The organism is Lihuaxuella thermophila (assembly GCF_900110165.1).
GTDB lineage: Bacteria > Bacillota > Bacilli > Thermoactinomycetales > Thermoactinomycetaceae > Lihuaxuella > Lihuaxuella thermophila.
Genome location: NZ_FOCQ01000008.1, coordinates 193,700 through 213,959 on the forward strand (window position 1 = coordinate 193,700; position 20,260 = coordinate 213,959).

General features: G+C 48.5%; 22 protein-coding genes. 5 read left to right on the forward strand and 17 right to left on the reverse strand.

The features are described 5' to 3' along the window. Positions 1–56 precede the first annotated feature (56 nt). From BMW55_RS10985 to BMW55_RS11050, 14 genes are all read right to left on the reverse strand, one after another. Positions 57–1,298: an ABC transporter substrate-binding protein gene (locus BMW55_RS10985; protein WP_089968879.1), complete on the reverse strand. Its 1,242-nt coding sequence runs from the start codon at positions 1,296–1,298 to the stop codon at positions 57–59. A 22-nt stretch (positions 1,299–1,320) separates the two neighbouring features. Further along, entirely contained in the window at positions 1,321–3,414 is a 2,094-nt protein-coding gene (locus BMW55_RS10990) for an amylo-alpha-1,6-glucosidase (RefSeq protein ID WP_089968883.1), read from the reverse strand. A gap of 112 nt (positions 3,415–3,526) precedes the next feature. Continuing rightward, positions 3,527–4,546 (reverse strand): LacI family DNA-binding transcriptional regulator, encoded by a 1,020-nt coding sequence (locus BMW55_RS10995; protein WP_089968886.1) that lies wholly within the window; start codon positions 4,544–4,546, stop codon positions 3,527–3,529. A gap of 367 nt (positions 4,547–4,913) precedes the next feature. Continuing rightward, complete coding sequence (locus BMW55_RS11000) at positions 4,914–5,744, reverse strand: aldo/keto reductase (protein WP_089968890.1); 831 nt, start codon at positions 5,742–5,744, stop codon at positions 4,914–4,916. Between the two features lie 257 nt (positions 5,745–6,001). Continuing rightward, positions 6,002–6,517, reverse strand: coding sequence for a Gmad2 immunoglobulin-like domain-containing protein (locus tag BMW55_RS11005; RefSeq protein ID WP_089968893.1), 516 nt, complete (start codon positions 6,515–6,517; stop codon positions 6,002–6,004). A gap of 255 nt (positions 6,518–6,772) precedes the next feature. Next, the gene (locus tag BMW55_RS11010) at positions 6,773–7,513 is read right to left on the reverse strand and encodes a pseudouridine synthase (protein ID WP_089968896.1); all 741 of its coding nucleotides are present in this window, start codon (positions 7,511–7,513) and stop codon (positions 6,773–6,775) included. 13 nt (positions 7,514–7,526) lie between these two features. Next, a complete protein-coding gene (locus BMW55_RS11015) occupies positions 7,527–8,300 on the reverse strand; it encodes an APH(3') family aminoglycoside O-phosphotransferase (RefSeq protein ID WP_089968899.1) in 774 nt (257 codons plus the stop codon). Positions 8,301–8,356: 56 nt separating this feature from the next. Continuing rightward, positions 8,357–9,709: a DUF58 domain-containing protein gene (locus BMW55_RS11020; RefSeq protein WP_170839878.1), complete on the reverse strand. Its 1,353-nt coding sequence runs from the start codon at positions 9,707–9,709 to the stop codon at positions 8,357–8,359. After that, a complete protein-coding gene (locus BMW55_RS11025) occupies positions 9,675–10,580 on the reverse strand; it encodes an AAA family ATPase (protein ID WP_089969038.1) in 906 nt (301 codons plus the stop codon). The genes BMW55_RS11020 and BMW55_RS11025 overlap by 35 nt, the downstream gene beginning before the upstream one ends. Positions 10,581–10,591: 11 nt before the next feature. Beyond that, entirely contained in the window at positions 10,592–11,851 is a 1,260-nt protein-coding gene (locus tag BMW55_RS11030) for a DUF4350 domain-containing protein (RefSeq protein WP_089968908.1), read from the reverse strand. Beyond that, complete coding sequence (locus tag BMW55_RS11035) at positions 11,841–12,443, reverse strand: DUF4129 domain-containing protein (protein ID WP_089968912.1); 603 nt, start codon at positions 12,441–12,443, stop codon at positions 11,841–11,843. Before BMW55_RS11035 ends, BMW55_RS11030 begins: the two co-directional genes overlap by 11 nt. After that, entirely contained in the window at positions 12,440–13,336 is an 897-nt protein-coding gene (locus BMW55_RS11040; RefSeq protein ID WP_089968916.1) for a hypothetical protein, read from the reverse strand. Before BMW55_RS11040 ends, BMW55_RS11035 begins: the two co-directional genes overlap by 4 nt. A 115-nt stretch (positions 13,337–13,451) precedes the next feature. Then, complete coding sequence (locus tag BMW55_RS11045; protein WP_170839883.1) at positions 13,452–14,504, reverse strand: M42 family metallopeptidase; 1,053 nt, start codon at positions 14,502–14,504, stop codon at positions 13,452–13,454. 181 nt (positions 14,505–14,685) lie between these two features. Continuing rightward, positions 14,686–15,369 (reverse strand): YneB family resolvase-like protein, encoded by a 684-nt coding sequence (locus tag BMW55_RS11050; RefSeq protein WP_089969040.1) that lies wholly within the window; start codon positions 15,367–15,369, stop codon positions 14,686–14,688. Positions 15,370–15,441: 72 nt separating this feature from the next. Between BMW55_RS11050 and BMW55_RS11055 the strand changes: the two genes are divergently transcribed. From BMW55_RS11055 to BMW55_RS19415, 3 genes are all read left to right on the forward strand, one after another. Next, entirely contained in the window at positions 15,442–15,624 is a 183-nt protein-coding gene (locus BMW55_RS11055; RefSeq protein WP_211663670.1) for a DUF896 domain-containing protein, read from the forward strand. Positions 15,625–15,806: 182 nt separating this feature from the next. After that, positions 15,807–16,715, forward strand: a complete 909-nt coding sequence (locus BMW55_RS11060; RefSeq protein ID WP_089968927.1) for a DMT family transporter — start codon at positions 15,807–15,809, stop codon at positions 16,713–16,715. 146 nt (positions 16,716–16,861) lie between these two features. Then, complete coding sequence (locus BMW55_RS19415) at positions 16,862–17,032, forward strand: hypothetical protein (RefSeq protein WP_170839879.1); 171 nt, start codon at positions 16,862–16,864, stop codon at positions 17,030–17,032. 216 nt (positions 17,033–17,248) lie between these two features. Here the strand turns inward: BMW55_RS19415 and BMW55_RS19420 are convergent, their stop codons facing one another. Next, positions 17,249–17,422 carry a hypothetical protein gene (locus BMW55_RS19420; RefSeq protein WP_170839880.1) on the reverse strand — a complete coding sequence of 58 codons (174 nt, stop codon included), beginning with the start codon at positions 17,420–17,422 and terminating at the stop codon, positions 17,249–17,251. 629 nt (positions 17,423–18,051) lie between these two features. On the opposite strand from BMW55_RS19420, the gene BMW55_RS11070 reads away from it, so the two are divergent. Next, positions 18,052–18,387 carry a hypothetical protein gene (locus BMW55_RS11070; protein ID WP_089968937.1) on the forward strand — a complete coding sequence of 112 codons (336 nt, stop codon included), beginning with the start codon at positions 18,052–18,054 and terminating at the stop codon, positions 18,385–18,387. 91 nt (positions 18,388–18,478) lie between these two features. Here the strand turns inward: BMW55_RS11070 and BMW55_RS11075 are convergent, their stop codons facing one another. Then, on the reverse strand, positions 18,479–18,793 hold the full coding sequence (locus BMW55_RS11075; RefSeq protein ID WP_089968941.1) for an AzlD domain-containing protein: 315 nt from the start codon (positions 18,791–18,793) through the stop codon (positions 18,479–18,481). Continuing rightward, the gene (locus tag BMW55_RS11080) at positions 18,786–19,475 is read right to left on the reverse strand and encodes an AzlC family ABC transporter permease (protein WP_089968946.1); all 690 of its coding nucleotides are present in this window, start codon (positions 19,473–19,475) and stop codon (positions 18,786–18,788) included. The genes BMW55_RS11075 and BMW55_RS11080 overlap by 8 nt, the downstream gene beginning before the upstream one ends. A gap of 155 nt (positions 19,476–19,630) precedes the next feature. On the opposite strand from BMW55_RS11080, the gene BMW55_RS11085 reads away from it, so the two are divergent. Then, a complete protein-coding gene (locus BMW55_RS11085) occupies positions 19,631–20,203 on the forward strand; it encodes a helix-turn-helix domain-containing protein (RefSeq protein ID WP_170839881.1) in 573 nt (190 codons plus the stop codon). Positions 20,204–20,260: the final 57 nt, after the last annotated feature.

Genomic DNA, 20,260 nt, shown 5'->3' on the forward strand with positions numbered 1-20,260 from the left:
GAAAAGATGCCCGCCAGCCTGAAACTGACAAGCATCTTTGTTTTAAAAGCCGGTGTCTACTTTGTCATTTTTCCTTGCGCTTCTTCCAAAGCCGACTTCGCATCCGGCTTTGAACCGAGCAACACTGCCTCAGCCGCCTTATTTCCGGCATCAACCAATTTTACGCCGATCGTTCCATACTGGAAGGGAGTAGCGTAGGAGACAGCTTTGACAAAGGGTGTCCGCTCGGGATACTTGCTGGTGAAATCTTTGCCCAATTCCTTGATGGTCGGCATGGCCAACCCTTTTTCCACTACGAATTTCTGACCCTCTTTTCCGGTCAGGAACGCCATCAATTTCATAGCTTCCTCTTTGTGCTTTGAGTTTTTGGACAGTGCATATGCAACGGTGAAAACCATATTGGCAGGCTTGCCGCCCTCTTTCACCGGCAATTCCGCAATCCCGTATTTCAGATTGGGGGATTTTTTGGCAAGATGCGGGATCAACCAGGCACCTTCCACAACCATGGCCGCTTTTCCGTCCGCAAACGCGTCGCCTGACCAATCTTTACCGAGAGTTTTGGGATATGCGGCAATGTTTTCTTTCTTCATCATATCGCCGTATATAAAGTCAATAGCAGTCGCATTTTCCGGTTTTGCAAACGTCGCTTTTTCCCCGTCATAGACAGAACCGCCCGCCTGCATCAGAAATGGTTGATAACGCGGCAGTTCCGCCGACATGGAGAATCCGACCACTCCGTCCTTCGTCAGCTTCTTGGCCGCATCTTTCAGTTCCGACCAGTTTGTCGGCGGCTTCACCCCTGCTTGATCCAGCATTTCCTTGTTGTAGAACAATGCAAGTGTATTGTAGTCTTTCGGAAGACCGTAGGTTTTGCCCTTCCACTGGAAAGCCTTAATGGCCGACTCTTCATAGTCGCTGAGGTTTACATTATTTTTCTTTAAATAATCATCGATGGGTTCAATGACACCCTTATCCATAAATTCAGGAGCCACAGATGCATCCAGATAGAAAATGTCGGGTTCTGTCCTTGATGCAATCATCGGCTGCAATTTTTGCAGATAGTCTCCCACAACCGGCTCAAATTTCACGTCGATCTTGGGGTTTTCCTTTTCAAACGCGGCAATCTGAGCATCGAGAATTGCCTGTTCTTCCGGGCTGGAAGACCAACCACCGACACGCAAGGTAATTTTCCCGTTTCCTGCCTGAGTCGATCCCTGACCCCCGCTACAGCCGGCAAGCCCCGCCATGACAAGAGAAGCTGCCAGAATTCCAGACAACACTTTGATTCTTTTCTTCATTCCTCTTGCCTCCTTTTGAGATTTACCCAGTTATCACTTGCAGACCGGTTGAATTGTGTAATACTTTAAAAGTCGTGTGTGTGTCGTTATATCTATGAATCAACAGGTCGAGTGACCCGTTGCCCACACGCAAGTTTCTAACAACCATCCGGCTGATCCCCTTCGGAAGGGAAGGAGCCAACCGAACGGTACCCGCCGGCACATCCGGTGTCAAACCAAGCATCACTCTCACAAACACCAACGGCGTTCCTGCTGCCCAGGCCTGCGGCGAACAAGCCACCGGATACGGAACCGGTTCGCCTTCTTCTTTCGGATAGCCGCAGAACAATTCAGGCAATCTGTCATACTCAAAATGTTTCGATGCTTCAATTAATCCTTCCATTACGCGGTTCGCGTGATCATGGAACCCGTAACGCTTGAGCCCCAATACACAAAGCGAGTTGTCATGCGGCCAAATGGAACCGTCATGGTAGCTCATCGGATTATATCCCGCAGACGTTGTACTCATCGTCCGGATTCCCCATCCGGAGAACAGATCGGGGGCCAGTAAACGTTCGGCCACCTTTTTTGCCTGTTCCTCTGTCAGCAAGCCTGACCAGAGACAATGTCCCGGATTGGAAGTAACAGATTCTACCTGTTTTTTCTCATGATCAAGCGCAATCGCAATAAACTCCTCATCTTTCATCCAGAAATCCCGTGCGAACTGCGCTTTTAATTTCTCGGCGGACTCTCTGAGAGCACGCGCTTGATCGGGTCGCCCAAGATGCTCATACACGGAGGCCAACCGGATTTTTGCGTCATAGACATACCCCTGAACTTCAGCGAGAGCAATCGGCGCCTTTGCTAGGGAACCGTCCTTATGCACAATCGAATCTGCTGAGTCCTTCCATCCTTGGTTGGCAAGCCCTTTGCTCGATTCCTGGAAATACTCCACGTATCCGTCTTTATCTTGGTCACCGTAAGCATCGATCCAATCCAGAGCCCGTTCAATATTCGGGAGAAGTTCCCGGATGAACCCTTCATCACCGGTCCAGTGATAGTATTCGGCGGCTAGCACCAGGAACAGCGGAGTGGCATCAATCGTTCCATAGTAGGGTGTAAACGGAACTTTTCCGGAGTTGGACAGTTCCCCGTATCGCATTTCGTGCATGATTTTACCGGGTTGTTCGTCCCGCCACGGGTCTGATTTTGTTCCCTGATAAGCAGCCATCGTTTTGAGCGTGCCCTTTGCGATCTCCGGATGAATCGCAAGCAGTTGAAGGGCCGCAATCAATGAATCCCGCCCGAATGGCACTGCATAGATCGGCAGACCGGCAACCGGAAACCGTCCGTACCCCACGTCGGTCAGCAGCACCCTGATATCTTTCTTTGAGCGATGCACGAGCTGATTGAAAGTTTCATTGTCTGTTTCAACATGAGTGCATTCTTCATCCCACTGCCGGTATGACTCTTCCAGTCTGTGCAAGGCTGCTGACCGATCTTTCGCTTCCCCGGCCTGCCCGTTGATTTCCGGGAAAATGGAGAGTTCAAATTCTGCCGTACCGAATGGCGTGAGCGAAATGGAATAATACGCTTCCTTGCCTGAAATCTTCTGCGGTTCCGGTGCGAACCGGATCACAGTGGCTCTGTCCACATCATCGCTCCCTGTATAGGACAGGCGAATCTGATCCTTTTTCGTTTCCACGGGGTGAATGGTTCCTTTTTGTTCCCTGAAAAAACCCCTGATTTCAAACATGTCCTTGAAGTCAGCATCCACTCTTACGGCTACTTCCAATTCAACCGGATAGGCGTTGTGATTCCGGAAAGAAACGGTCTCGTAGAGAACCCTGTCGGCAATAAAACGTTTTCGATCGATCGCGATCGATTCGCGCCATACTTTGACTTCACCGTTTTCAATCTTCTCTTTATTGGTTAAGCGGATTGTGCCTATGTAGTTTTCGGCGGCATGTGATGACAACAGAATGATGTCAAGGTTCTCTACAGCCACCTCAAACCGGCTCAGAAAACGGGTATCTTTGGTAAAGAGGCCAAGCACCTGTTCATCGTTTTCCCGGATGTTGCCCGTGGGATCTGTCAACAGAAAAAGATCATCTTCTTTGATCACTCGATAATTCATCTTGACACCCCTGGTAGTATGTCTGTATAGAGTGGTGAAATTCCTGCAGGTCTTTAAAAATTCGAAAACGTTTTCAATTTGACGCTTGTTAAAACCCTTTACGATCCAACATTCATTTCGCAAAGGGTTCAGTTGTTTCACGCAGAACCAGTTCGGGAGGCAGAATCATCCCCCTGCCCGTTTCCCCGTTCTCCAGCATACGCAGCAGGGTTTCGACCGCTGCCCTGCCCATCTCATATCGCATTTGTCTTATGGTGGTGAGAGCCGGTTGCATGAGTGAAGCGAGAGAGATATCGTCAAATCCGACAATTGACAGATCACGGGGAACTTGTCCGCCCGAAGACTGGATGTATTTGATTCCCCCAATCGCCATCAGATCGGAAGCAAAGAAAACAGCGCTGATTTCGGGATGTCTTTGCTTGAGGCAACGCACCCCCTGTGCCCCGTCCTCCTGCTCAAAATTGCCGTAGTAAACGTAATCCGGATGATATGAGAGGCCAGCTCCCTCGAGAGCTTGTATATATCCGGTAAGACGTTCTTTTGAAACAGCAGCCTGGTCGTGTCCGTTCACAAATCCGATCTGCCGGTGCCCCAGATTGATCAAATGTTCAACCGCCATCTTGGCTCCCTTGACATTATCGGTCATCACATAGGAACAGGTCTTGGAAGTAAGCGGAACGTCAATCAGAACACTTGGAATCGAAGCTTCGACAACTTCATGTGTGTAGGGATCGTCGAGGCGGATCCCCATCATCACCACTCCGTCAACCCGGCGCTGTTTAACAAAATCCATATAAGTGGTCTTCTTCTGAGCCGTCGGAGTTGTAGAGAAAAGAACCAGATCATATCCGAGTTCCTGTGCTCGGTCGTTGATCCCGCATAATACATCAAACATGAAATGATGCCCGGACCGGTATTTTGACAGGTCCGAAACGACCAATCCCACCGTTTGCGTACGGTTCTTCACAAGGCTGCGTGCCACCGAGTTTGGCTGATATCCCATTTGTTCAATCACTTTAAGCACTTTTTGCCTCGTTTTGGGGTTCACATCCGTATACTGATTGAGAACCCGCGAGACCGTTGTAATCGAAACCCCTGCTGCTTTGGCTACATCTCGAATTGTCACGCCCACTTGTTCCACCGCCTGAAAACGTTTTCGTTTTCTACCCTCATCTTACATCCTAACAAGGATCTTGACAATACCCTATTTTTCGACAAACCGGTTATCCTTTGTGCGACTCGTATTCCACAAGCGGGAGAAATCATACGATCATCCACGAAAAAGAGCCGTTGGATTTTGATTGGTTCATTTGTTTGGTGAAGTGACCGAAAATGTGTTGAAAGAAAAAATATAATCGTTGAAGCACATTCAGACAAAAAGGCCCTGACTGTTGATGGATAAAGTGCGATTCATTGAAATTGATGCCGTTAAAAAAGGACCGATTCCTTCTAGGAACCGGTCCTTTTTCGTGTTGTTCAGTTGGAATGGAGGTGGTGCATCAAAAATCAAAGTTATCCGGATCCGGGCCAAATCGGTGGTTTTTATTTAATCCATCCAATCGGGCCATATCTTCAGCTGTCAATTCGAAGTCGAAAATACCCGCATTCTCGATGATCCGGTGTTCTTTCGTCGATTTGGGAATGGTGACAACTTCATGCTGCAAATCCCAGCGCAAAACGATTTGAGCCGGGGTTTTTCCGTATTTTTGAGCAAGCTCATTTATGACGGGTTCATTCACTACCTCCCCCTGCATCAAGGGGCTCCATGCTTCCAATTGAATTTGATGTTCTCTGCAAAAACGGCGCAGGTCGGCTTGCGTGAGATACGGATGGAATTCAACTTGGTTCACCATTGGTTTGACGGTACTTTCAGCCATTAAATCCTCCAGATGATGAATCTGGAAGTTGCTTACGCCGATCGCCCGGACATATCCTTCCTTGTACAGCTTCTCGAGCGCCTTCCATGTGTCCTTGTATTTGTTTTTGACCGGCCAGTGGATGAGATACAAGTCTACATATTCAAGTCCCAATTTTTTTCTGCTCTCTTCAAAGGCTGCCAAGGTAGAGTCATACCCCTGGTCGGCATTCCAAACCTTCGTAGTGATAAACAGCTCTTCCCGTGCCACTTCTGACTCCTTGATCGCTTTTCCGACACCCGCCTCATTTCCATAAACGGCAGCTGTATCAATGCTGCGATAACCTGCCCGGATCGCTGCTTTGACTGCCTGTCCCACTTCTTCTCCCTCTTTCATTTTCCAAACACCCAGTCCCAGCCAAGGCATTTTCACCCCGTTGTGCAAGGTGGCGCAATCTGTCATGTTTCTAATCATATGTACCCTCCAACTTATATTTAGAGTCACCAAACATTGTATTACCCGAATGCTCCCTTCTCTAAACATGGACAGAATCAGTTTTTATACAAAAACTAAAAAACTCAAAAATCGAATGACTTGTGTGTTGGCCGGTACACATCAGTAAAAAGCAGACCATGACAGCGTTCGGCTTTCAGTTCCGCTCGAACGCTCTCCCGTTCATCCAAGCAATAAAAAGAGCCCGAGCATGAAGTTAAAACGGGCTCTTTTTATTATTACTGAAAAGTATCGAGCGGGATGATCAATTCGTTCTGGCGTGATCCGTCCTTGGGGCTGATTTCAAACAACTCCAGCGTGAGGGTCCCTTTTCGCGGCAGTTTCTCGTCCGGGATCGACAACTTTAGGGTAAAGGCCGCCCACTCCGGAGCTCCACCTTGAACCTGAACCGATCCCTCTACCAGGTAGTCGTGTCCATCGGACACCGCATACCGGAAGTTTCCTTCCAACACACGGGCCTCCCCCATCAGTGTATAATGACCTTTTTCCCCCTGTAATCGAAGATTGCGAAAAGCGTTGTTTTCCATAGAAATCTCCTTTGCCTCCTGACTTTTTTTGTCATCTGTTCTGCTTTTCTCCTTTTTTGCATCACCATTTCGGCTATCATTCGTCGTTGAACCGGACCTTTCATCGACTCCTGATCCCCCTGTCCCTTCCTGGGGAGAACATCCCTGTCCGACAGTGAGGAATAACAGAACCAGGACGGATGCGATAGCCATCTTTCCTTGTACCAAGATCTCACCCTCCTTCTTCGCGATCCCGCCAAATGGATATCCTCGGGATCGGATAAATTTTTCCGTATGATCAAAACATCTTTATTCATCCATTCCTATGCAGGCCGCTGCACAGTTAGACAAGAAACTTAAACAGGCCAAGCTGACCCTCACGGGGAGGGAACTGCTTGGCCTGCGTCGCATTCCGGGTTGACGATGGGGCCTAAAAGCCCGTCTGCCACATCTTAAGTATTTTTGGGTACAGTGCCCGCATCCCTATGTTTCGGTATTGGCCGTTCCTTTCAACAAGGCCACCTCTTCATCCGTCAATTCCCGGTACTCGCCTAATTCAAGTTCGGGATCCAGCCGGATGGGACCCATGGAGATGCGTTTGAGATAAACGACTTTTTTTCCTACCGCCTGAAACATCCTTTTCACTTGATGAAACTTGCCTTCAAAAATGGTCAATTCCACTTCTGACCGAGGGCCGGAGGTAAGGATTTTCAATTCCCCGGGCAAGGTGTGATAGCCGTCATCCAAAGTCACGCCCTGCTGAAATGCCTCTGCATCTGCTTCCGTTACTTTGCCCTGAATAACCGCATAATACGTTTTGGGAACATGTTTTTTCGGTGACAAGAGATGGTGTGATAACTTTCCGTCATTGGTGAGTAATAACAACCCTTCTGTATCTTTATCCAGTCTCCCTACCGGAAAAGGATCAAACGAAGCGTGTTCCGGTTCCAGCAAGTCCACCACCACCTCTTCCAGTCTGTCTTCTGTCGCTGACAGGACTCCCGGCGGCTTGTTCATCATTAAATAAATGTACTCCCTGTAGACGACGGGTTGGCCGTTCACCTCAATCACATCGCGGTCCGGATATACATGGTGGCCGGGATTATTGACGCTTTCCCCATTTACCTTTACAACTCCCGTTTTCATAAGCTTTTTGATCTCTTTTCGCGTTCCGAAGCCCATATGAGCCAGTATTTTATCGATACGCTGACGTTTGTCTGCCATTTTTCAGCCTCCTTTAAAAAAACTCATCCAATAGCTGAAAGAACTTGATTTTTTCCTCATCAATTGCTTTTAACTCATAAGCCTCAAAAAAATACGGGATGTACGTATCTCCGAAATTGTCCGCAATACTCCTTGCAGCGATCCCCAGATCCCGGTAGCGGTCCGCCGCTCCTCCTCTCGCCCAGTCGATAAATCCGCTCACCCCGGAGGGCGACAGGATCACGTTGGGCAAACAATAATCCCCGTGGGTAAACACTTCATCGTTATAAACAGGTTCGCTCCGGACAAGTTCTTCATAAAGTTCTGCCGCCCGTTTCCCCATTCGGCACGGATCAAAATCATCCTCATCCACCATCCCCAATCTTACACGCTCCCCTGCCGCTTGTACAAGCAATCCGGCCGGGTACGAGAAGGGGCAAGTTTCGATCGGAAGTGAATGAATCCACCTTAACCCTTCCGCCAAACTCCGCACTACCTTTTTCTTATCTTGCCACCCGGGATCCGACGCCATCAATCCGGGCACTTCCGTGATCAATAAATACTCTTTGAAGGAATCATTGTGGTAACAAACGACTTCAGGTACGGGCAGTTTCCCTTTCAGCCAATTCAACACTTGGCTTTCCAGTTTTAACAGTTCCGTTCCCGGCTCGCTTTTTATCTTTAGATAGTAATGTTGTGTTTTGGATGTCAATTGATATACTTCATCACCGGACCTGCCGACGGTATCTTTTCTCCAGTTCATGTTGCGAACGAAAAGGCTGATTTCCTCAGGCAATGAATCGATCATGCGAGGTACCTCCCGGTAATCATAATTAAAAGGCTGTAACCTTGCAGTTATCAGCCTTATCCTTGATTGGCCCGGTTGCGAATCTGTAAATAAGAATGGATCACCGCACTGGCCAGTTTATCCGGTTCTACATCCAGAGCAACTACTTTTTTGCTCCCCCATTGCTGAAGTGCTTGTTTTCTTTCTTCATGCAGCTGTTTGACGACAAGACTTTGATAGACCGCTTCTTCGCTCTGAAGAGGCAGCGTTCCCAATCGCTTCAGACGGGGGTCCTGCATCGAAACCGTCATCACCAAATGTTTCTTTTTCGCCCGGGCAATGAACGAGGGCATCGTTTCCGAGAATGCCAGGTTGGCCGCATCCGTAAACAAGGTGATCAATGTCTTGCTCCTGTGAGATGAACCGATAAAATCCCATACTTGCAAATAATCCGATTCCACATAACCCGCATCCAGATCAAATGAAGCCTCGATGATGCGCTGAAGATGGCTCATGCCTTTTCCAAGCGGTACCCACCTTAAAACGCGATTGGAGAAGGCCAGAAAACTGACGCGGTCCCCCCGCTCCAAAGCGATGGCGGCATAACCCAAAGCTGCTTCCAGCGCCCGGTCCAATTGTGACTGTCCATCGTTTTGTACTCCCATCATCCGTCCGCAATCAATGAGAATCGCTACTTGCTGCCCCACTTCCGGCTGAAATACGTTGCTGACCAATTTTCCCTGCCGCGCTGTGCCCATCCAGTTAATATTGCGGGGATCGTCATCGGGAAGGTATTCGCGGATATGGGAAAATTCCCTTCCGTCCCCAAATGCCCGAGCCACGGGTGAACCCTCCGCCATCGATTGTCGCCGATAAAGTCCTTTTCTCACCCTGCGGACAGATTCGAGACGAGGATATACTTTTACCTCCAGCGGAGCAGAAATGGTTTGCTGCCAGATGAGCAATTTCCATTTGCTCTCCACCCGCAAGTGGATATCTTGGAACCGGTGTCTCCCCCGCCGATGGGGACGCGCGTGATATAGAACGGTTTTCTTTGTCTCGTCTTCCCAATTCACTTCCAATGTGCGGGCACTCACCTGAAACCCCTGCGGATAATCATCCCGAACCCAGGTGCGTACCGTAACGGGAACCGAAGTTTCAAGGTGAAGAGTAACCGAATTATCTTCTTCAAGTTCAAACAGAAAATCCGTTTTTCGCCTTGCCGTAAATGGAGGCATCTGGCTTAACATCCATGCATCAATGGCAACGAGCCCTGCGATCAACCCGTTGCTGAGCCCGAAAAACAACCACCCCCATCCCCATCCTGCACCAGCCACGGTGCCTATCAAACCCAGGAACAAAAGGAAAAGCAAGCGGGAAGAAGGGATGATTGATTTAACGCGGGACAACGGTTGCTTGCAGAATTTCATCCAGGATGTCATCCGCTTTCCATCCCTCCAGTTCACCATCGGGATGAAGGATGAGCCGATGCCGCAAAGCGGGCTTCACCATCCCTTTGATATCATCAGGTGTCACAAAAGCCCTTCCATTCATGGCCGCTTCCGCTTTCGCGAGCGACAAGAGAGTGAGCCCGGCCCGCGGACTGGCCCCTAAAGCGACCTTCGGATGTTTTCGGGTCGCCCGGACAATACTGAGCAAATACTGCATCACCGCTGGTTCAACCGCAATTTGCTCCAGTTCCGTACGAATATGCAAAAGATCGTTGATGGAAACCACCGGTTGCAATTTTTTCTCACGCCGTTCATCCAGCTGGTGGGTTGACAACAGAAACATTTCTTGCTCCTCATCCGGATAACCGACCATCAGCTTCACCGCAAAACGGTCCAATTGCGCTTCCGGCAGCAGATAGGTTCCCTCATGTTCAATCGGATTTTGGGTTGCCACAACTAAAAACAGGGGCGGCAACGCAAATGTATCTCCGTCAATGGTTACTTGCTTTTCCTCCATCGCTTCCAGCAAGGCTGCCTGCGTCTTCGGAGGTGTACGATTAATCTCGTCGGCTAATAAAATATTTGTAAAGATAGGCCCTTTACGGAAGGAAAAGCGACCGGATTGAAGGTCAAACACTTTTGTCCCGGTCACATCGGACGGCATCAGATCAGGGGTAAATTGAATCCTTGCTGAAGTGCCGTCGATCACTTGTGCCAAAGATCGGACCATTAAAGTTTTTCCCAGTCCGGGAACCCCTTCCAATAAAACATGGCCTCCGATTAGCAAACTTGCCCACAGAATACGGATGTTCTCTTGTTGCCCGAGTACCGATTGACTCATCGTGCGCATCACTTGCTCTGTTACAGCCTGGATGCTGCTGAGATTCGCGGTGTATTTTTCCACTGTTCCAGCTCCTTTCTAAGCTCTTGAATGGATGCGCTCCATTGAATAAATGCCGCTTGTGAAATGTTTCTTTTCGACGAAACGACCTGAACGATGGTTGAAGTCAGCTCATCATAAGCCCGACGAAAATCCGTACCGATGCATTGTTCAATCTGCCGGGAAAGCGATTCATCGGAAATCTTCCGCGGGAGGCGGAGCGTTTCCAAGATCTCTTTGCGCAGCTCTTGGTGTTGGATCATCAGTGCTTCTTTCCGGATTCCGGAACGCGAATACCAGACTGCCATTGCCTCTACGTATTCCAACGCATTTCGTTTTTCTTTTACCCGTTCAAAACGGGGGGCGGCAAACCGTTTTCCCTTCGCATATAACCAGAGAACGACCAAAAAGATCAATTGCAGCAAGATCGGCCAGGCATCATTTCCGATCAGCGAAAAGAAAGACGGCATCGATGGTTCCGGCATTTCAGAATTGGGAGGGGCCTCTGAAAGTTCATCTGATTTTTTAGGCGGCTGAACCAGTTGAGAAGACAATGAATGGACGGTTTCGTCAAACCAAATCGTTCCCGGCCGATTTTCAATCAGTGATAACAGCAATGCGATATGATCGGCTTGGTCGATTCTGTCATTGGTCACAAGTGAAACTTCAGGAATATAGACAATCCTGCCCCGGCCGATGATCTGCTCGGCCACCAGTGTATGGTGTTCTCTGTCAACAAGGAGCGGGCGAGTCTCATCATTGGGAGAGACACACTGGTCTCCTGTCCATTCCAATAACTGAACCTTTCCTAACCATGGATCGTTTTGCCTGGGAATGACAAATCTGAAGTTGGATGAAGCCAAACATTCCTCCCCTTTCAAGCGAAAGGCTTTCACCCAGTCCGAATCAACGGGAGCCCATAAGACAAGCTGATTCCCCATTTGCACCCAATGCCTGAGATCTTTTACATCGGCCTGGGAGAGAGCTTCCCCCTGCGGTGAAATCACCATCAGCGTATTCCCGCCCGCGGCAGGCAGCTGATTGTATCCGGATTCCCACAATCCGACTTTTTTCCCGCGTTTTTCAACAAACAGGTAAAAAGCTTTGACACCCAACTCTTTGGGATTTTTGGCTGAATAGGGCACTTTGCCGGGAAAGGACAGCCATTGGGACAAGGAAAAAGCGATGATCGCACAAACGAGAACGACCGTGACAGTGAGCCAGACCTGATCACGTCTCATGTTGCTCCCCCTCTCCCGCCAGTTGCATCACTTTCTGTTTATAGCAAGAATACTCCTGGTCCCCCGCCTGCTTCCGCCCGTACCACACTTCATCGAAATGGTTTGTCAATTGAGCAAACATCTTTTCTTTGTCCGGCCATGTTTTTTTGATCTCTCTTTGATAGTCTCCGTTGGTTTTACCCGTTTGCAAAAAAATCTTCCTCTGCTGTGAGGTAAACTCCAGCAAATAGTGAAACAGCAGCCGGATGGCCAACCGGTACTGTCCCTGTTCCGCCGCGGCCTGTGCCTGAACAAAGAGCGGAAGCCGGCCTTCCTGCATATGTTTGGAAGAAATGTTCCGCGGCCGGCCGATCGGCCAAACCCTGATCACCCAAAATAAAATGACAGCGGCAAACACACCCAAACCTATGTATATACCCCAAAACATTTCAGGCGGAAGCTCTGTCAGCCATCGCAGCCAATCAGGGAAATCCGGTTGCCAATCGAAGGCGGACAGTTCCCCCTGCCTCTCCTTCCGTCCAAACTCAGGTTGGGACAAAATTTCTACTAATTGTTCCCTGGCCTGCTCAATATCCGTAGCGATTGGGTTCACCTCCTCTCCCCTGTAAAAAGTCGTAATTGGGACACAAGATCATAAGCTTCTCTCACCGCGCGCTGATTCCAGTAAAAAATCCCGAAAAAAATAGGAATTAGAGGGGTGAGCAAAGCGTCAATCAGCACAGTTGCAAGGAGATAAACGACATTCCGCAGCCAATCGGGCATGAGATAAAAAGTCGCACTTAATTCCTCCATCCCCACCAACACAAATGCCAGGGGGATCGAAACCAAATATAAACATACCAGGATTCCAAGCGTGGACCAGAAAGCTCCCCTGGTCAATTCCCAGCTTCTGATCACAGATTGCCGGATGGAACAACCTTCTGTGCGCAGGACGGGAATGACAAGAGAAAGCCGTACATACAAATACACGCCAGGGAGCAAAAAGAAAAACAGACTGATGAGAAATACCATCCAAAGCATGAGATTGGGATCATCGGTTCCTTCCAAACGCGCCAAAAAGTAGAGCGGTAATCCTACAGTTAACACGATGACGGCGAACATGAGACCCCACAGCAAACAGATGAGCCACTGGGATATCATTATTTTCCATATATTATAAAAAGAAGAAACAAACAACTGCTTCCAACCGATCACTTCCTCACGGGATAAATCGGCGCACGCATTCTGAATAAGGGGATGAAATACAGCCAGCCAAATCAGCGTGCTGACAACAAGGATCATAATCTCTTTTTCGGCAGGAATGGCTGTCTGGGCAAAATTCAGCTTCGATTCTTGCCAATACCACCATTCAATCCACAGTGTAAAAGGAGAAGTGACCAAAAATGCAAACAGCCAAACTGACCGGAAATGGCGCTTATAAATGCGAAATGTTCCATCCATCAGTTCCCCGAATTTCAAAGGTTTGTGCGTTGTCGCCTTTTTCACTCGTTTCACCCCCCTGTCGCTTTGTAACGCGACAAACTCATTATAACTGAAGGACTACGAGAAAATACGGATCTGGTTAAAAAAACTGGATGCCCCAAAGACATCCAGTCACGATCTACCATCCCAAAATGGACTCAACCACGGATCGGTCCAGTCGTTTCACAAGCGCAACCGCAAAGACTTTCGTCGCTTCAATATCCTCTTTGTCGACAATCGTCGCGTGGGAGTGGATATACCGTCCACAGATTCCGATGGTTGCGGAAGGGATGCCATTTCCGATCACATGCACCCGACCGGCATCGGTTCCCCCTTGGGAGACGAAGAATTGGTAGGGGATGTTCTCCGATTCGGCCGTATCCAGCAAAAAGTCTCTCATTCCAGGAAGAGTGATCATCGTCCGGTCATAGATCCGGATCAGCACTCCTTTGCCAATCCGGCCAAACCCGTCGTATACTCCGGGGATATCTCCAGCCGGTCCGCAATCGACAGCCAAGAAAATATCCGGGTTAATCAAGTTGGCCGCTGTTCCGGCACCGCGAAGCCCTACTTCTTCTTGTACGGTTGCCCCCGAGTACACGATGTTGGGATGGGGAACTCTTTGCAGACCTTCCAACAATTCAATGGCGATCCCGCATCCAAATCGGTTATCCCATGCTTTGCTCATCAGGCGCGTCCCGCCCTCCATCTCCACAAACGGGCAATGCGGTACGGCAAAATCTCCCGGACGGATTCCCCATTCTATTACCTGCTCCTCATTTTTCGCACCGATATCAATGAACATCTGATCAAGATCGACCGGTTTGCGGCGCCGGTCTTCATTTAACAGGTGGGGCGGAATGGAACCGATCACACCGGGAATCCGTTTTCCCTGACGGGTGATGACATCGACCCGCTGAGCCAGCAAAACTTGGGACCACCAACCACCCAGCGTTTGAAATTTGAGAAAACCTTCAGCAGTGATTTTGGTCACCATAAAGCCCACTTCATCCATATGTCCGGCTACCATCACTTTCGGCCCTTGGTCATCGCCTGTTTTCACTCCAAATATGCTGCCGAGCCGGTCATGCACAATCTCTTCTGTATACCGGGAGAGATATGCATGCATCACTTTGCGTACCTGACCTTCGAATCCGGGCGCTCCCGGAGTTTGGGTAAGATCTTCAAACATTTTCCAATTAATCACATGAATCAGGCGCTGGTATCCCCTGCCTTCAGGCTTGGGGAATGCGCCCTGCACTCCCTTCTTTGGCATAATCGCGGTTAGAAACTCGTCATATCGAGAGCTGCACTCCTCTGCGGAATAAGTGCAGCAAATGCAATTAACCGATGGAACCACGGGTAACAGGCTTTCAGTTGCCTCCGACTTTTTCCGTGTCATCCGCTGCTGATTCCGATTGATTTTTCAACCATTCCTGATATCGGCGATGAACGGTCGCACGCGAAACATCATAACCGAAACCCTTTAATGTAGCGGCGATCTCTTCGAAAGTCAGCTTTTTGTCTTTCAGGGCGATAATTTGTTCCACTGGTACCTCTTTCTTTTCTCTTCCGCCGAGCCCCTGATTTTTTAAGTTGCGAGTCGGATCAAATCCTTTTTCCCGTATGGCCCGCTGCATCCCCCAGCTGATTTTCTGGTTCATCATTTTTCGTTGCAATTCTTCCACTTTGGCGATAATATGTAAAACCGTCGATTCCCCCGCATCCAGTTCTAATTCACCTTGATGCTGTCTGGAAAAGATCCGGCAGGACATGCGATACAATTGATGAATGATGGCAAGCTTGGCCTCTCCTCTCCCCAGCCGGGTATCATCTTGAATCAGTACTGCTTTTGCTTTCTCTTTTTTTATTGCATCAAACAATTGATAAAGACCCGGACGATCCAAGTCGAAGCCGCTGTGCTGCTCGGAAATGACCCGGACCACATCCAATCCCATCTCACGCGCCCAAGCCAGCAGTTCCTCTTGCTGCCTTTCCAGACTGGTTTCTTGTTCTTCGTTTTTGGTGCTCACTCTTGTGTAAACAATGGCTTTCATCCGCATCCGTAACCTGCCTTCTCCATTCTTGCCAGAACCGCAAGAATTGGGTAAAGTGTGAGAGAAGGAGTGATGGAATTGATCGATCAACAATTGATTTCCAGAATTAATGAACTGGCTCATAAACAAAAAACTACCGGTTTAACGGAAGAAGAAAAACAAGAACAAACAAAACTCCGCCAAATCTACCTACAAGCGATTCGCGGCCAGGTAAAACAACAACTCTCCCGCATCCGCTTTGTTGATAATAAGTGAAATCATTTTCATTATAGCGAAGCCGTCTTCATTGTACAATTTAACTGTGATGAGATATCGCAAAAGCAAGTGAAATCAAATCCGCTCGTCTTCCCGGCGAGCAACCCCGGATAACCCGGGGTTTTATTTGACTTCTACGATTCAGTCTATCAGCTACCGCATGTAAAGGAGGCGCAGTCAAATTGAAATCCTGGTTAGGACCGGTCTATTTATCTGCTGCAGCTGCCATCTGGGGAGGCATGTATGTGGTAAGCAAAATGGTGTTTAGTTACATCCCCCCCTGGGTCCTGCTCGAACTTAGATTTATCATCGGGCTGGCCGTGCTGGCTATTTGGGCCTGGTTGAATCAAGCGTGGCAAGTGAACAAAAGGGACCTCTTTTTGCTGGCGATCATTGGCTTCGTCGGCTACACAGGTTCCATCGGTTTGCAATTTGTTGGAACAGATTTATCCGGAGCGGCTATGGGATCTCTCATCACCGCAGCCTCCCCCGCGCTGATCTCCTTCTTCGCCTGGAGGTTGTTGAAGGAAAGGCTCAGCGTTTGGAAAATTTCCGCTCTGGTACTGGCTTCGATCGGCGTCGTCGTTGTGATCGGGTGGCCGGATCAATCGCCCTCCTTTATGGGAAACTGGATTTTGTTTGGCGCAGCGGTTACCTGGGCTTTATATACGGTACTCAGTCGGGTCCAAACGCAAAAGTACTCCTCCCTCACCGTCACCACATGGGCCAACGTGTTTGGGGTCCTCTTTACTGCTCCCGTCGCTTATTGGGAATATACCAAATCAGCAGTGCAACTGCCGACAGACCCCTGGGTGTGGGCAGGTGTTTTGTATATCGGAATCATTTCAACCGCATTGGCTTTTTACTTTTGGAATAAAGGCTTTGAATATATAGACGCATCCACGGGTTCTCTGTTCTTTTTCATCCAGCCGTTGGTAGGAAGTATTTTGGGTTATCTCTTATTGGATGAAGTGCTGGACTGGAACTTTTTAACGGGCGCGATCCTGATTTGTATCGGCATTTATCTTTCTACTTATAAAACCAGTTCCGCTCATCCGGGAAACCAAGATCACCATTCGAATCCAGCTTAAAGCAGTGCTGATTTCACAAGTAAATGTATTTTATGGTCGCTGTTGATTTCTTTGTCAGAATGTATCTGGATGAAATTCCCTAAAGCCATCTCTGTAAACCTGATTTTTCCATGAAATTGGGCACACTATCGTGTGGAGGTGATCCTATGTCTGACCGAGGAACGAATCATGCCCCGAACACACGAAATCCGAACCGGCCTCCCTCTAAACCCGGACGGTTGGATCAGTTTGCCGACGATTTGTTCGAAACAGAGAATCCCGGGCGTCAAGGCGATGTTACCTCACACGACGAGGCCAAGTTGCAAAGAAAGGATTAAACTCAGCGTGTTTTCAATGGCGCATGATAGAAAGAATCGACTGCTTTTGGCAGTCGATTCTTCAACTTGTCAATAAACACACTCATCCTGTTTGGACTAAGCCATTTTCTATTTTTTATTTATTTTATATACTGCTCGTGCGAGTCCCGCGAATCGCCTTGACGATAGGATGATCAAGCCATTTCTTGATGTCCACGGAGGCGGAGATGACTCCTCTCAAGAACGGAAAATTCCTGGATGCTCTTTCTCAAATTGTTCCAATGTTTCACGAACGAATCGTTCCAGTTCCTGTTGGGTCTTCGTGCCTTTGACAGCGCAATATATATCCCATTTCCGCTTTGTTCCGTCATCCACACGCACGACGAGCCGATCCATCTCTCCTTTTTTCATGGTCGTCTTCCCCCTTTGTTACCCTGAGTATATCATTGGATCATGATGGCAACAAGTTGACATGGCGACGCGACGACAGGTATGCTGAATGGGAAGAAGATCGCCGAAGAGAGGAAGAGGATGGAACCGACTGATGAAGATTCTAATGGAGCTTGCGGAGGTTTTATTCAGAATTGCGCTATACCATTCTACCATTCTTTCTGTTTCTTTGATTGTAGTAACCGTTGTTACCCTCATATGGCTTACATACCCCCATCAAAAGAAGGAGGACCAATAAAATTCATCCGACTGGACTTTCAGGTCAATGAGTCGGATCGCACTTTGCGGGCGACACAAGTGATGGAAAAGGATGAGGAAACTCACGAGAACGCGATGGACCCCCTTCACTCCATCGTCTGGCAGCGCATCCTGTGGCGAGTGCGGGTGATAACGCGAGAACCGCTGCTGTTTCCTGCCGGATGCAGAACACTCCCCTGACCGGGACGCTTGTGGGGGCCGGAACCCCAAGGAAACAACGCCTACATGGCGATTTTCGGAATCTGAAAATTCCCCCGTGATATGAAATCTTCTTGACTATTCTGCTATCTTCCATGACACTAAAGATTAACCAAGATCAGGAGGAATCACAGGTGGAGAGGATTGAAAAACTGCGTGAGCAATTAGGAAAGATGATGGAAGAAAAGATCTTCATTGGTGAGCTGGTCAATCAGGATGATTTCCTTCCCGCATGGCAGGCACGGTTCGATGAGACCGCAGCCGAATTTGTCAAGGAGTGCAACCTCCTCGGAATACCCGCCGAGTTCGAAAGCGAGCATCCCAACGGGATCGTCTCCCGCTTGACCCCGTATGAAAAGAATGGAACGTGGCGAGTAAAAGTGCTGGAATCGTGGGACCCGAAAAGTGGAAAGCGTAAATCCTACAGTGATCACAGGTTCGTTTTGAACCTATCCAAACCCAACAAATAAAACAGGCGGTGTCCTCTCGGATCACCGCTCTTCTTCCTCGATCTCTTGTATTTTCTCTTGAAAATGCCGCTCATTTGCTTCTTCATCGCATTTATTGACAAAATCGTGCTAACATCCCGACCATCACACCAATCACAACTGAAGGAAGAAACAAGTTTAATTTCTTCATTGCAATCGCTGTAGCAAGACAGCCGATCAGAACCGGTAATGAAATGTTTAGTTGTCCATCAGCGGGTACCAAGATTTGTTTTATGATCAGTGCCGAGATAATTCCTACAGGAACAAAATTAAAATATAAGCTTAAGGTCGGGCTCAGCTTTCGTCCTGCCATGATTTCGACACCGATGACTCGTGACAGATAGGTACAGACGGATAGCAATCCGATTAGAATCCAAGTATTAAGCATCCCGGCCCCTCCTCTTTAAAGACAAACCCACAAGCGGTGACAAAACACCAGCAATCATGATTGCGAAATCATTCCCGGGCATCAAAAATTCAAGCCCTATCACGATTCCTGCAGCCGTAAGCGCCGTTGCCACGACTGGTTTGTCTTTCAGGCCAGGAATCAGAAGAGCCGTAAAAGTAATTGGAAACGCTAAATCTAATCCCCATGTTTTAGGATCAATCTGGTTTCCGACCATGGCACCCAACAGCGAAGATATAACCCAAGCGATATAAAAAGTCCCCGTTACCACCCCAAAATAAAGAGGGTCCGGCCCATATTTTTTGAACCTTGAGCTTCCTAGAACAAAAGGTTCATCTGACACACCAAAAGCTAACAACCACCTCCACTTCTTGGCCGGAGCAAGATCTTCGGCCAGAGCAGCTCCGTACAACAAATTGCGCAAATTCAACAAAGCGGAGGTAAACAGAACACTTGTCACATTTGCTCCCGCCATCAACATTGCGACGGTTACCATTTGTACGGACCCGGAAAACACCAACAAGGACATCACCACTGTACTCACCAGACTAAATTTGGCTTGAGTCGCGAGTACGCCATAAGATAGCCCATACGCTGCAATGGCGATTGCCAGGGGTAAAGCTTCCGTCAAACCGGCAATGATCGTTCTTTTCCTTTCATTCACCCGAATAACAACTCCTTTACCAAACTAGGCAACATCCTGGACAGTGGAGTGTAAAATAAGCGGGAAATACGGTATAATAAACTTAACTTATAGTTAATTATAATATACCAACTGTACAAAAGACCAGATCTTTTGATCGAATGAGGGAGGAAAAAATGAACACTGAAACCCCTTGGGAAGAAGGGAATGTCGGGAAGCGGATCGGCGCCAACCTGCGACAATTCCGGGTGAATAAAGGAATCAGCATCGAGGCGTTGGCTAAACAAATCGGGGTTAGTAAATTAACGTTGATCAAGATCGAACGCGGGGAAGCCAATCCGACATTGTCCGTCATCTGGAAAATCGCAAATGGTCTAAACATCCCGATAACTTCTCTATTGTCTTTCGAATCGGATGTTTCCATCGCCCGGAAGAGGGATGGGCTGAAACTGATCAGTACCAATGACGTGTTTGTGGCTGAGCCTTTGTTTCGTTCTCATGGCTTGATCGAGCTTTATAGGGGATACCTGCAACCCGGGGGAGAATACCTCTCAGAAGCACACCGGCCGGGAGTGACGGAATTTGTTACCGTTATGTCCGGCCAATTGACGGTGGAAGTCGATGGCGATACGTATCACTTGGATGAGTACGACTCCATCCGTTTTAAAGGGGACCGGCCCCATAAATATGCCAATCCCTCCTCCGCCTTAACGATTTTGCACTTTGTCATTTCATATCACAATCCTTAAATAAATCATCGTTCGTATAAGATTCACAGGAGTAAATGCTGTTTCTCCCGCACTAAC

Excerpts from the sequence above, each read along its gene's own strand:
- BMW55_RS10985 (WP_089968879.1), bottom strand. The coding sequence starts at position 1,298 with ATGAAGAAAAGAATCAAAGTGTTGTCTGGAATTCTGGCAGCTTCTCTT.
- BMW55_RS10990 (WP_089968883.1), bottom strand. The coding sequence starts at position 3,414 with ATGAATTATCGAGTGATCAAAGAAGATGATCTTTTTCTGTTGACAGAT.
- BMW55_RS11000 (WP_089968890.1), bottom strand. The coding sequence starts at position 5,744 with ATGATTAGAAACATGACAGATTGCGCCACCTTGCACAACGGGGTGAAA.
- BMW55_RS11010 (WP_089968896.1), bottom strand. The coding sequence starts at position 7,513 with ATGGCAGACAAACGTCAGCGTATCGATAAAATACTGGCTCATATGGGC.
- BMW55_RS11015 (WP_089968899.1), bottom strand. The coding sequence starts at position 8,300 with ATGATCGATTCATTGCCTGAGGAAATCAGCCTTTTCGTTCGCAACATG.
- BMW55_RS11020 (WP_170839878.1), bottom strand. The coding sequence starts at position 9,709 with ATGAAATTCTGCAAGCAACCGTTGTCCCGCGTTAAATCAATCATCCCT.
- BMW55_RS11025 (WP_089969038.1), bottom strand. The coding sequence starts at position 10,580 with ATGCGCACGATGAGTCAATCGGTACTCGGGCAACAAGAGAACATCCGT.
- BMW55_RS11030 (WP_089968908.1), bottom strand. The coding sequence starts at position 11,851 with ATGAGACGTGATCAGGTCTGGCTCACTGTCACGGTCGTTCTCGTTTGT.
- BMW55_RS11045 (WP_170839883.1), bottom strand. The coding sequence starts at position 14,504 with ATGTTTGAAGATCTTACCCAAACTCCGGGAGCGCCCGGATTCGAAGGT.
- BMW55_RS11050 (WP_089969040.1), bottom strand. The coding sequence starts at position 15,369 with ATGAAAGCCATTGTTTACACAAGAGTGAGCACCAAAAACGAAGAACAA.
- BMW55_RS11055 (WP_211663670.1), top strand. The coding sequence starts at position 15,442 with ATGGAATTGATCGATCAACAATTGATTTCCAGAATTAATGAACTGGCT.
- BMW55_RS19415 (WP_170839879.1), top strand. The coding sequence starts at position 16,862 with ATGTCTGACCGAGGAACGAATCATGCCCCGAACACACGAAATCCGAAC.
- BMW55_RS19420 (WP_170839880.1), bottom strand. The coding sequence starts at position 17,422 with ATGAAAAAAGGAGAGATGGATCGGCTCGTCGTGCGTGTGGATGACGGA.
- BMW55_RS11075 (WP_089968941.1), bottom strand. The coding sequence starts at position 18,793 with ATGCTTAATACTTGGATTCTAATCGGATTGCTATCCGTCTGTACCTAT.
- BMW55_RS11085 (WP_170839881.1), top strand. The coding sequence starts at position 19,631 with ATGAACACTGAAACCCCTTGGGAAGAAGGGAATGTCGGGAAGCGGATC.